General features: G+C 73.3%; 9 protein-coding genes and 1 tRNA gene. 3 read left to right on the top strand and 7 right to left on the bottom strand.

Annotation, left to right across the window (positions count from 1 at the left end):
- Positions 1-9 precede the first annotated feature (9 nt).
- Complete coding sequence (locus tag OHA84_RS27380) at positions 10-1,146, bottom strand: aminopeptidase P family protein (RefSeq protein ID WP_266950407.1); 1,137 nt, start codon at positions 1,144-1,146, stop codon at positions 10-12.
- A gap of 171 nt (positions 1,147-1,317) precedes the next feature.
- Between OHA84_RS27380 and OHA84_RS27375 the strand changes: the two genes are divergently transcribed.
- Positions 1,318-1,390 (top strand) — tRNA-His (locus OHA84_RS27375).
- An 85-nt stretch (positions 1,391-1,475) separates the two neighbouring features.
- Here the strand turns inward: OHA84_RS27375 and OHA84_RS27370 are convergent.
- Entirely contained in the window at positions 1,476-2,231 is a 756-nt protein-coding gene (locus OHA84_RS27370) for an alpha/beta fold hydrolase (RefSeq protein WP_266969347.1), read from the bottom strand.
- 164 nt (positions 2,232-2,395) lie between these two features.
- Complete coding sequence (locus OHA84_RS27365) at positions 2,396-4,456, bottom strand: phosphocholine-specific phospholipase C (RefSeq protein ID WP_266969348.1); 2,061 nt, start codon at positions 4,454-4,456, stop codon at positions 2,396-2,398.
- Positions 4,457-4,912: 456 nt separating this feature from the next.
- Here OHA84_RS27365 and OHA84_RS27360 point away from each other — a divergent pair, with 456 nt between their 5' ends.
- Positions 4,913-7,429 carry a GTPase-associated protein 1-related protein gene (locus tag OHA84_RS27360; RefSeq protein ID WP_266969349.1) on the top strand — a complete coding sequence of 839 codons (2,517 nt, stop codon included), beginning with the start codon at positions 4,913-4,915 and terminating at the stop codon, positions 7,427-7,429.
- A gap of 79 nt (positions 7,430-7,508) precedes the next feature.
- On the opposite strand, the gene msrB is transcribed toward OHA84_RS27360, so the two are convergent.
- The 4 genes from msrB to OHA84_RS27340 form a co-directional block, all read right to left on the bottom strand.
- Complete coding sequence (gene msrB, locus OHA84_RS27355; protein WP_053684759.1) at positions 7,509-7,916, bottom strand: peptide-methionine (R)-S-oxide reductase MsrB; 408 nt, start codon at positions 7,914-7,916, stop codon at positions 7,509-7,511.
- A 15-nt stretch (positions 7,917-7,931) separates the two neighbouring features.
- Complete coding sequence (murC, locus tag OHA84_RS27350; protein ID WP_266950403.1) at positions 7,932-9,326, bottom strand: UDP-N-acetylmuramate--L-alanine ligase; 1,395 nt, start codon at positions 9,324-9,326, stop codon at positions 7,932-7,934.
- A 46-nt stretch (positions 9,327-9,372) separates the two neighbouring features.
- Positions 9,373-9,840, bottom strand: a complete 468-nt coding sequence (locus tag OHA84_RS27345) for an indole-3-glycerol phosphate synthase (protein WP_266969350.1) — start codon at positions 9,838-9,840, stop codon at positions 9,373-9,375.
- 134 nt (positions 9,841-9,974) lie between these two features.
- Positions 9,975-10,748, bottom strand: coding sequence for a pyrimidine reductase family protein (locus OHA84_RS27340; protein WP_053684753.1), 774 nt, complete (start codon positions 10,746-10,748; stop codon positions 9,975-9,977).
- A 36-nt stretch (positions 10,749-10,784) separates the two neighbouring features.
- Here OHA84_RS27340 and zapE point away from each other — a divergent pair, with 36 nt between their 5' ends.
- Positions 10,785-11,894 (top strand): cell division protein ZapE, encoded by a 1,110-nt coding sequence (gene zapE / locus OHA84_RS27335; RefSeq protein WP_053684751.1) that lies wholly within the window; start codon positions 10,785-10,787, stop codon positions 11,892-11,894.
- Positions 11,895-11,961: the final 67 nt, after the last annotated feature.

The following is an 11,961-nucleotide window of genomic DNA, read 5'->3' as shown; positions in this document are numbered from 1 at the left end:
GGCGGCCGACTACTCGACGATCGCCATCTCGCGCGGGGCGTTGTTGAGGCGGCGGACGCCGTCGTCGGTCACCGTCACGATGTCCTCGATGCGGACGCCGAAGCGGCCGGGCAGGTAGACGCCCGGCTCGACGGAGAAGCACATGCCGGGCAGCAGCGGCTGCTCCTCGCCCTCGATCATGTACGGCGGTTCGTGGGTGGTGACGCCGATGCCGTGGCCGGTGCGGTGGATGAAACGGTCCCCGTAGCCGAACTCGGTGATCACCGCGCGGGCCGCCCGGTCCACGTCCTGGCAGGCGATACCGGGCCGGACCGCCGCCACGCCCGCCCGCTGCGCCTCCCGGACGACGTCGTGGACCCGCCGCTCCTCGGCGGTGGGCTCGCCGACGTGCACGGTGCGGGAGATGTCGGAGCCGTATCCGTGCAGGAGGCCGCCGAAATCGAGGACGACCATGTCCCCGTGCCGGATGACGCGGTCGCCGGCCTCGTGGTGCGGGTTGGCGCCGTTCGGGCCGGAGCCGACGACGGTGAAGTCCACCTGCGAGTGGCCGTGCACGCGCAGCAGCGCGGCCAGGTCGGCGGCCACGTCGCTCTCCCTGCGGTCGGCGAAGGGGACGTGCAGGATCTGCGCGTACGCGGCGTCGGCCGCCGCCCCGGCCGCCGCCAGCCGGGCCAGTTCCCGCCGGTCCTTCACGGCGCGGAGCATCGGCAGGGCGTCGGTGAGCGGGGCGTAGGCGGTCCCGGGCAACTCGCGTTGGAGGCCGAGCAGGTGCAGGGCCCAGGTGTTGTCGCTCACGCCGAAACGGCCCGTCGCGTCGAGCAGGGGTGCGGTGGCGTCGTACGGGTTCTTCCCGTCGGCCCAGTCGCGCAGGGTCAGGGCTCCCGCGCCGGGTGCCTTCGCGGCGTCGGGGGCCTCCAGGGCGGGCACGACGAGCACCGGTTCCCGGTCGGCGGCGAGCACGAGCAGGGTCAGCCGCTCGGTGTCGACGGGCCGGTACCCGGTGAGGTGGGTGAGGTCGGGCCCGGGGGCGATCAGCAGCCCGGCCAGCCCCGCCTCGGCGGCGGCCCGCGCGGCGGCGGCCATCCGGGCGGCGTAGTCGGCGGCGGTGAAGGGCTCGGTGTCGGCGAGGAGCGGGTCGAGGTCCATACGGGGATCCTGCCGTGCGGCCCGCGCCGGCGGCAGGGGCCGCGCCGCACGAAACCCGCCGGGGCGGGGCCGGCCGGCGGGCGGCGGCCCGGAATATGGCGTCGCGGGAGCACCCCTCTGATCGGCTATGCTGTGCTTGCACATCGAACGGGTGGTCCGCCGCCCTTCGTGGTGGGTGTAGCTCAGTTGGTAGAGCACCTGGTTGTGGTCCAGGTGGCCGCGGGTTCAAGTCCCGTCACTCACCCTGTTGGATCCCGTGAGGGGTACGAGGTTTCCTCGTACCCCTCACGGGCGTTTCCGGGTCGGGGACGGCCGCCGACCGCCCTCCCTCAGCCGCGCAGGAAGGCCTCGATCGCCGCGGTGAACGCGACCGGTGTCTCGTGCGGCGGGTAGTGGCCGGCGCCGGGGAGCGGTTGGATCCGACAGTGCGGGTACCAGGCCTGCCAGGTGGCGCGCATCACCTCGACGCCCAGTGCCGGGTCGTACTCCCCGACGAGGACCAGCACCGGCACGGTGTTGCCCTTGACCGCCGCGGACAGGTCGAGGGACTCCCAGCTCGCGAGGTAGGCGGCGAAGGCCTCGGGCAGGGAGACGGCCATCGAGTGGGCGGCCATCCGGTCGATCCAGTGACGGGTCGGGCGGTTGCCGGTCACCAGGTCGAGGATGGCGCGCCGGTTGTCCTCGTTCGCGGCGGCGCCGTGGAAGAGCGCGTGGGTGGCGTCGTCCATCGGGTAGGGGCCGGCCGGGACCGGATTGACGCCGATCAGCCTCTCGATCCGCTCGGACGCCCGGACCAGCACCTGCTGGGCGGCCTTGCCGCCCATGGAGTGGCCGAGGAGCGAGAAGGTGTCCCAGCCGAGCTGGTCGGCCAGTTCGAGGACGTCGTCGGCGATCTCGGCGAGGTCGTACCGGCCGACGACGTCGCGGCGGTCGCCGTAGCCGCGGTAGTCGAGGAAGGCGTAGCTGAACTCCCGCGGGTCCAAGTGGTCCAGTACCGAACCCCAGTTGGCGGACGTGCCGAACCAGTCGTGCAACACGATCGCGCGGACGGGTCCGGTGCCGATCCTGCGGTGGGCGATGGCCATGCGTTCTCCCTCGGTGACGGAACGTGAGGACGTCGACGCCCTACGTTCTGCCCACCGGGCCTACCATCACACCGTGAAGTCGACATCCCGCACGGTGCGCGGCCACCGGCCCCGAGGCCTTCCGGTCCCGGGGCGGCGACGGCCGCGCGCGGCGGGCGAGCGCGTCACACGGTCTTGATCGCCGGGTCGGAGACGCCCGGGGCTCCCGTCTCGACGTGGCCCGCGAAGCGGCGCAGGAAGCCCGCGTCGGCGTCCGAGACGACCTTCACGTCGTACCAGCGGCCCGTGGCGCGCAGGTCGACCGGGTGGGTCACCGTCGCGCCGGGGTTGACCTTGAAGGTCTGCGGAGCGCCACCGTAGGTGTTGGTCACGGTGAGGTTCACGGCCGCCGTGCCCGCGTTGGCGAGGGTCAGCACGAGGTTGCCGGCGGTCGCGTCGTGGCGGGCCGTGACCTCGGGGCCGGCCTTCTTGGCGGGACCCTTCCAGGTGCGCAGGAAGCCGTTCGGCCCCCAGACCGTGAGGTTGACCTGGTTCCCGGTGGAGGCGCTGGTGCTCCAGGTGTCCGAGAGGGTCTTGCCCGCCTCGACCGTGTAGGGCCAGGGCCCGTCCGTGCGGTTGCCGGAGGTGCTGTGGAAGTGGGCCCCCAGGGTGGGTCCTGAGGCGAAGGTCAGGGTGAACTTGCCCGTCGAGACGGTGGCCTTGCCGTCCACGTACGGCTGGTAGCCCAGCGCGCGCGTCGGCTTGGAGCCCGCCTCCTGCTTCGGCAGGGCGCCGGTGGCCGGCGGTACGGGGTGGTAGGACGGGTGCGCGTCGTGGTCCGGCGGGAGGTAGCCGGCCGTGGAGGGCAGGGACGCGGGGGACGCGTCGGCCCTGCCGAAGTCGAAGGCCGAGGTCAGGTCGCCGCAGACGGCGCGGCGCCACGGCGAGATGTTGGGTTCCCGGACGCCGAAGCGCTGCTCCATGAAGCGGATCACCGAGGTGTGGTCGAAGGTCTCGGAGCAGACGTAGCCGCCCTTGCTCCACGGGGAGACGACGATCATCGGGACGCGGGGGCCCAGCCCGTAGGGACCGGCGGCATAGCCCCCGCCGCCCGCGTACAGGTCCTTCGTGACGTCCGCCGTGGACAGGCCCCAGGCGGCCGAGGTGGGCGGGTACGGGGGCACCACGTGGTCGAAGAAGCCGTCGTTCTCGTCGTAGGTGATGAAGAAGGCCGTCTTCGCCCACACCGCCGGGTTCGCGGTCAGCGCGTCGAGCACCTGCGAGATGTACCAGGCGCCGAAGTTGACCGGCCAGTTCGGGTGCTCGCTGAAGGCCTCGGGCGCGGCGATCCAGGAGACCTGGGGCAGGGTGCCGTTCACGACGTCGGCGCGCAGCCGGTCGAAGTACCCTTCGCCGGCCCTGGCGTCGGTGCCGGTGCGGGCCTTCTCGTACAGGGCGCTGCCGGGTTGGGCGTTGCGGTAGGAGTTGAAGTACAGCAGCGAGTTGTCGCCGTAGTTGCCGCGGAAGGCATCGCCGATCCAGCCCCAGTGGCCCGCGGCGTTCAGGCCGTCGCCGACGTCCTGGTAGATCTTCCAGGAGACCCCGGCCGCCTCCAGCCGCTCGGGGTAGGTCCTCCAGCCGTAGCCGGCCTCCTGGTTGCCGAGGACCGGTCCGCCGCCGGTGCCGTCGTTGCCCGTGTGGCCCGACCACAGGTAGTAGCGGTTCGGGTCGGTGGCTCCGATGAAGGAGCAGTGGTAGGCGTCGCAGACGGTGAACGCGTCGGCGAGGGCGTAGTGGAACGGAATGTCGTTCCGCGTCATGTACGACATGGTCGTGGCCGTCTTGGCCGGGACCCACTTGTCGTACTTGCCGTTGTTGTACGCCGCGTGGCCGCCGGCCCAGTCGTGGTTGAGGCCCTCGACGAACTGCATGCCCAGGTCGTCCACCTGCGGGTTGAAGGGGAGGATGTCCTTCGTCCCGTTGGACTGGTGGAAGACCGACTTTCCGTTGTCCTGGAGGACGGGGCGCGGGTCGCCGAAGCCCCTGACGCCCTTCATCGAACCGAAGTACTGGTCGAAGGAACGGTTCTCCTGCATGAGGACGACGATGTGCTCGATGTCCCGGATCGTTCCGGTGCTGCCCTGCGCCGGGATGGCGGCGGCGCGGGCGATGCTCTCGTTCAGCATCGTGGCGGCGGCCGTACCGCCCGCGATCTGCAGGAACCTGCGACGGTTGAGTTCAGCCATGGGGTGAGGTCCTCTGGGGGTGAGGGGAAGGCGAGGGGCGCCCCAAGAACAGCGGTCCCGGGGTACCGGATGGAGATCCCTGTCTGACCTTGCGCCGTACAGCCGGCGAACGGAAAGCCCTGCGGAAAGCTCCCGAAGCAGCCGTACATCTGCTGAAATGACCTCCACACACTGCACGGGGGGACGCGGACTGATGGCGGGGACCGAGTTCTGGCATGCCCTCGGGCCCTCCCACACCCTGCTCGGCCTCCCACCGGCTCCCCTGGTGGCACGGTACGGGGAACCGCTCGCCGCGCGACAGGGCCCGGACTTACGACACCTGAACGCATTACCGACCCCGCCCGGCGGCCCGCGCCCGATCCGCGGCCCGGTGCGCACCCACCGGTCGGACGGAGCGCGGCCCCCGGGTGGTTCGACCGCCCCGGCGGGCCCGCCGGCCGGCTCGGAGGCGGGCGCGTGAAGCTCGTACAGCTCCACTACACCTGCGCCCCGCCCGGGCCCGACGGCTCCGGCTTCCGCTTCACCGCGGTCAGTCCGGGAGCGCCCGTATCCCTGTTGCGCGAAGCCAGGCGGTTGATCGGGTACGAGCCGCCCCGGGACGCGCCCGACCATCCGACGGCCGAGCAACTGGCCTCCTTCCCCGAGTCGTTGAGCCTGAGCGTGCTGTCGGACGGCAGCCGACTGTTGGCCCGCTCGGTGTACACGGGCGCGGACCACGACGGCCGGTGGGGCAACTTCCACACGCACGCGGTGCACCTGCCACAACCCGCCGATTCCGGCCCCACGAAGGGCGCGCTGCCGATCACCTCCTGGGGTTCGTCGCAGTGGGCCTCGGACACCCCGCCGGGCGGCCCGCCCGCGCCGCTGGAGCGGGTTCCCGCGCCGGGCCGCCACGACGCGGCCGGGCTGGCGGAGTTCGTCGCCGCGCGCGGGCCCTGGCTCGCCGGCTTCTTCGCCGACGTACGGCGGCTCGCGGAGGACCCGGCGGCCCCGCGGGTGGTGCCGGTGGAGCGGGACAGCACGGCCGTCGCCCGTTGGATCATGCTGGCGTGCAGCGTGCTGCCGCATCAGCGGGGACAGTGGCTGACCTTCACCACGTACACCCGGCGGCCCCTGCTCGCCCGGCAGCGGATCATCGGCGTGCTGCCCGAGGACGCCGCCGGCCTGGGCGGGCAGGACCACCGGTACCGGCTGTACGACGCCACGCGCGCACTCGGCACGGATGCGGAGCCGGGCACCGGTTCGGGGGACGTGTGGGCCGACACCGCGGCACGGGTGTGGTCGGCGGGCCGTCAGGCACTGTTGGCGGAGGTACGCCCGTTGCCACCGGGCCGGCCCTACGACGCGGGCCCGCTGGCGGCGCTGGCCCTGGCCGCCGGGATCACCCTGGACTCCGCGGGCAGGACGGCGGCGACCGAGTGGGCGGCGGAGCACGGGGCGGCGCTGGACGAGGGACGCCTGCACGCGCTGACCGAGGCACTGACGCGCCCGGCCCGGGACCGGTCGCCCGCCGAGGCCGCCGCCCGCGGACGACTGCCGGCGGCGCCGGCCGCCTGGGGCCGACCCGCCGCGTACGAGTCGCTGGTCGCCCTGGCCCTGACCGAGGCGGTCCGCGGCGCCGGTCCCCCGCCGCCGGTCGGCGCGCTGGGCGCGGCCACGCGTGGCCGGCTCGCGACGGAACTCGGACCGGAACTGCGGGCGGCACTGGCCGACCCGGAGCGCGAACCGGGCGAGCGGGCCGGACTGTTACGGGTGGCCGCCGCGATCGGGGTGGACGCCACCGAGCTGGTGCCCGAGGTGGCGCGCGGGCTGGCGCTGGCCCTGCTCGCCGATCCGCAACGGGCGTACGGGGAGGATGCGCGGGCCGCACTGACGGAGCTGCCCGCGCTGCGGCACCTGCTCCTCAACCGGCTGAACGCCTTCGTGGTGGGCGATCCGGCGGCGGGGGTGCGGGTGTTCACCCGGACCGGGTTGCGGCTGCGGGCGGCGGACCCGGTGCGGTACCTGCACATGTGCGCGGCGGCCCCCGAGGTGCTGGCCTCGGTGCCGGACCGGGTCGCGGCCCTGTCCGCCCTGGTGGAACGGAGCGGATCCACCGTCCACGCCGACCCGTTGGTGCTGCGGACGGCGATGCGGCTGGTGTGGGAAGGGGAGCCGCCGAGCGCGGCCGAGGCATCGCTGCTGCTGTCGACGACCGGGGCCGCGCCGCACGTCGAGGCCGGCACCTGCGGGACGCTGGCGCGGGCCGCGGTGCGGGCGCCGGCGGACGACGCGGCGGCGGAGGAGCTCGCGCCGAGACTGCTGGAGCAGTTCCGGGCGGAGCTGCCCGAGCCGCTGCGGCCGTCGCTGCTGCTGTTGGAGCTGGCCCGGAACCTGCGGGCGGGCACGGCCGGTCCCGGCTGGGTCCGGACGGCACTGGACCTGCGGAGCCTGGACCCGGAACCGGGGCCGAGGGACCACGCGTACGCGGCGGTGGCGGAGCGGCTGCTCGGCGACGACCGGCCCGAGGGCGAGCTGCGAGCGCTGATCGAGAGCAACGACGTCGAGCTGTTGGCCGCGTACCGGAGGCTGGCCGGCGATCCGGCGCTGCCGGACCGGTTGCGGCGCTCCCCGCGCCGGCTCGCGGGCTGCTTCGCCGCCTGGTCCTCCCAGCCGCAGGCGGGCCCGGTCTGGCAGGAGACCCGTACGGACCTGCTCGATCGGGTGCTGCGGCCCGTCGTAAGGGGGCTGGCGCCCGCGGAGTCGGCCGCGGTCGAGGAGGAGCTGAACCGGCTGGGCGGCCGCTGGGTCGAGGAGTTCCGCGCCTGGCAGCGCCCGGGCGCGTTCGGCCGACTGCGCGACCGGCTGAGGCCGTCCTCCCGACGCCGGCGGCCGCCGCCCGGGCCGGCCGGCCCGGCCCCGTCGCCCCCGCCCGACGTCCCCGCCCGCCACGACGACCGCGTGGACGGAACGGCGGCGGGCGGGCCGGCGTGACGGATCCGATCGGTCGTTCCCGCGCGCCGGTGCCCGTGCCGTCACCGGGGTGTCGACACGGGCACGGGGGCGCGGTGCGTCAGGACGCGTCGGGGGACAGCCGCAGGGAGATGCTGTTGATGCAGTACCGCTGGTCGGTCGGGGTGGGGTATCCCTCGCCCTCGAAGACGTGGCCCAGGTGCGAGCCGCACTTCGCGCAGCGGACCTCGGTGCGCACCATGCCGTGCGAGGTGTCGGCGATCAGCTCGACCGCGTCGGTGTCCTTCGGGTCGAAGAAGGACGGCCAGCCGCAGTGCGACTCGAACTTCTCCGACGAGCGGAACAGCTCGGAGCCGCAGCCCCGGCAGGAGTAGACGCCTTCCGTCTTGGTGTCGGTGTACTCACCGCGGAAGGCGGGCTCGGTGCCGGCGAGGCGCAGCACCTGGTACTCGGACGGGGTCAGCTCCGCCTGCCACTGCTCGTCCGTCTTCTCGACCTCGTACGCCATGACGTTCCCGCTCCCTCAGTTCGACAGCCGGGCGAGGATCTGGGGACCCAGGTCCGTGACGTCGCCCGCGCCCATGGTGAGAACGAGATCACCGGGCTTCGCCATTCCCGCGATGACGTCGGCGACGGCGGCCTTGTCGTGCTCGGCGCTGACGTCGGCGCCCGCGGTGCGGGCGGCGGCGATGATCAGCTCGCTGGTGATGCCGGGGATCGGGTCCTCGCGGGCCGGGTAGATGTCCAGGACCACGGAGGCGTCGGCGAGGGCCAGGGCACGGCCCATCTCCTTGCCGAGTTCCTGGGTGCGGGAGAAGAGGTGGGGCTGGAAGACCACCAGGATGCGGGAGTCCCCGGCGGCGCCGCGGATGGCCTCCAGGTCGGCGGTCATCTCCGTCGGGTGGTGCGCGTAGGAGTCGATGACCTGGACGCCGGCCTCCTCGCCCTTGAGCTGGAGGCGGCGCTTGACCCCGGTGTACTTGCCGAGGGCGGAGGCCAGGTTGTGCGCGGGGATGCCGAGCGCGACACCGGCGGCGAGGGCCGCGACGGCGTTGTGCGCGTAGTGGCGGCCGGGCACGGAGACGGTGAAGGTGAGCATCCGCCCGTCGATGACGACGGTGACCTCGCTGGTCAGGCCGCGCGGGGTGATCTTCGTGATCCGGACGTCGGCCTCGGGCTCCTCGCCGTAGGTGACGACTGTGAGGCTGTCCCGGTCGGCGACCCGGCGGGCGATCTCGGCGGCGCCCTCCTGACCGTGGGCGATGACGAGGGTGCCACCGGGGACGATCTTGCCGACGAAGGTCTCGAAGGACTCGTGGATCTCCTCCATCGACGCGTAGTTCGCGTGGTGGTCGAGTTCCGCGTTGAGGATGATCGCGACCTGCGGGGTGTACTTGTGGAAGCTGCGGTCGCTCTCGTCCGCCTCGGCGACGAAGATGTCGCCCGCGCCGTGGTGGGCGTTGGAGCCGGGGACGTCGAGGTCGCCGCCGATGGCGTACGAGGGGTCCAGGCCCAGGGCCGAGAGGGACACCGCCAGCATGGAGGTGGTGGTGGTCTTGCCGTGCGTGCCGGCGACGGCGATGGCGCGCGGGCCGTCCATCAGGCCGGCGAGGGCGTCGGAGCGGTGCACGACGGGGATGCCCAGTTCGGCGGCGCGGACCAGCTCCGGGTTGTCGGCCCGGATGGCGCTGGAGACGACCACGCAGGTGGAGTCGTCGGCGAGGTGCTCGGCCGCGTGCCCGATGTGGACCGTGGCGCCGTGGGCGCGCAGCGCCCGGGCGGTCTCGGAGTCACGGGAGTCGCTTCCGGCCACCTCGGCCCCGCGCTGGGCGAGGATCTTCGCGATGCCGGACATGCCGGCGCCGCCGATGCCGATGAAGTGGGGCCGTTCCATGGCGGTCGGCAGGCCGGGCTTCATTCAGGTCGCTCCAGGAATCGAGTACGAGGGGTGAACCGGGCCCAGCCTATTCGTTGTGGGCGAAGAGCTTGAGCACCGGAACGCCGACCTTGTGCCGGGCGCGGGAGGCCCAGTCCCGGTGGAAGAACTCCTCGACGAAGTGCGGCGCGGTCAGGACGATCACCTCGTCGGCGTTCGTCTCCTCCACGACGGCCTTCAGCTTGTCCAGGGGGTGGGCCCCGATGATCTGCCCGGTGGCGTTGGCGCCCTTGTGGCGCAGGGCGTTCAGGGAGTGCGCCAGGGCCTGCGCGGCGGGCCCTTGGGCGGCGTCCCCCTCGGGCTCCTCGCCCTCGCGGACGGCCTCGGGAAGTTCGCCGAGCGCGACGTCGTCGATGGCGCGGAGCAGGCGGTCCTGGTCACCTCGGGGTTGCATGAGGACGACGAAGGAGACCTGGTCGTCTCCGTGCAGGGTGGTGACGAAGTCCACGTCCACCGTGGTCAGCGGCTGCTCGATCATCAATACGCTCGTGAACACGGACGCCCTCTCCTTCATGGGCCGAGGCCGGTCGGGCCGGCCCCTGCGGAAACCATCCTGCCCCGCTGTCACACGGGGCCGCGCAGGTAGTGTGCCCAGCGGAAGCTAAGCGGAACGACAAATTCCGCCCCTTGTCAGATCCGACGGTAACTGGTGAAGAGGAACCCGGCCTCCTCCAGTACGCACGCGGGCGCGAGCCGGTGCGGAACCGTGACGGAAGGCCCTCCGGAGATCCGCTGGGCGCCCCCCGCGGTCATCGTCGGGGAGATCGTCAGACACAGCTCGTCCAGCACGTCGGCGGCCACGAACTGGCCCAGCAGCCTCGGCCCGCCCTCGGTCAGCTGGCGGCGCAGCCCCCGGGCCGCGAGCTCCCGTACCGCCCGGGCGGGGTCCACGGCGCTCCCGTCGCCCGCCACCACGACCTCGGCCCCGGCCTCCACGGCCGCGGCCACCCGCTCCGCGGGCGCCCCGGCGCCGGTCAGCACGAGCGTGGGCACCAGGGGGGAGGTGAAGAGCGGCAGCGAGAAGTCCAGGTCCATGGAGGCGGTGATCACCGCGATGGCGGCGGCCGGGCCCTGGCCGGCGGCGCTGCGGCGGGCCGCGAACGCCTCGCGGGCGCGGGCGGGCCGGTACCCCTCCTGGCGAACCGTTTCCGCGCCCACGACCACCACGTCCGCCAGGGCCCGCAGGGTGCCGAAGATCCGCATGTCGGTCTCGCCGGAGATGGGCTGCGAGCGGCCGTCGTGCTGGGCGGCCCCGTCCAGTGTGGAGACCATGTTGGCGCGCAGCCAGTGGGCGTCGGCGTCGAGCACGGGGTACGCGTACGCCTCCGCGAGCTCGTCGAACGACCATTCGCGGTCGCTCCGGGCTGCTGATGTCTGATCGGTCACAGGGAACAGGCGTCGCATCGGTGCAGTGTGGCACGCCCCGTAGAGTTAAGGGCTGTGTCCACCTCTGTCTCGACCTCTGGTTCCGCCGCCGCCGGGCAGCCGCCGATAGCCGACGAGGGCCCCCAGGCGCTGTGCGCCCGCGCCCCGCACGTGCCCGCCGAGCGGCTCGTCGCCGAGATGGTGCCGCCGCCGCGCTTCGACTCGGTGCGCTTCGAGACGTACGACCCGGACCCGACGCAGCCGAGCCAGTCCGAGGCCGTCACCGTCCTCGCCGGCTTCGCGGCCGGTCTGGGCGGGGCCCACGCGAGCGGCTCCGGCAAGCGGCGCTGGTTCGCGAAGAAGCCCGCCGCGCCCGCCGCCGCGCCGCGCGGGGTGTACCTCGACGGCGGCTACGGCGTCGGCAAGACCCACCTGCTCGCCTCCCTGTGGCACGCCACCCCCGCGGAACCGGCGCTGAAGGCCTTCGGCACCTTCGTGGAGCTGACCAACCTGGTCGGCGCCCTGGGCTTCCAGCAGACCGTGCGGACGCTGGGCGGGCACCGGCTCCTGTGCATCGACGAGTTCGAGCTCGACGACCCGGGCGACACCGTGCTGGTGTCCTCGCTGCTGAGCCGCCTGGTGGAGCAGGGCGTGGCGCTGGCCGCCACCTCCAACACGCTGCCCGGCAAGCTCGGCGAGGGCCGGTTCGCCGCCGCCGACTTCCTGCGGGAGATCCAGGGTCTGTCCTCGCACTTCCGGCCGCTGCGCATCGACGGCCAGGACTACCGGCACCGGGGCCTGCCCGAGGCGCCCGCGCCGTTCTCGGACGAGCAGGTCACCAAGGCGGCGTACGCGACCCCGGGCGCGAGCCTCGACGACTTCCCGGGGCTCCTGGAACACCTGGCGAAGGTGCACCCGAGCCGCTACGGGGCGCTCACGGACGGGGTGTCGGCCGTCTGCCTGACCGACGTCGGCCCGATCCCCGACCAGTCGACGGCCCTGCGCCTGGTCGTCCTGGCCGACCGGCTGTACGACCGGGAGGTCCCGGTACTCGCCTCGGGACTGCCCTTCGACCGGCTGTTCAGTGAAGAAATGCTCAACGGCGGCTATCGGAAGAAGTACTTCCGGGCCATATCCCGGCTCACCGCCCTGGCGCGCGACGCGAAGCCACTGGTGGCCCAGTAGGTTGGGGAACGCCGGGCCCCTCCCGCACCGATCCGTCCGCGGATCCCCGTGCGGGTCGGCCCGGTCG

It is taken from the genome of Streptomyces sp. NBC_00513 (assembly GCF_041431415.1).
GTDB lineage: Bacteria > Actinomycetota > Actinomycetes > Streptomycetales > Streptomycetaceae > Streptomyces.
The sequence above is the reverse complement of the archived record's forward strand: the minus strand, read 5'-3'. Positions and strand labels throughout refer to the sequence as shown.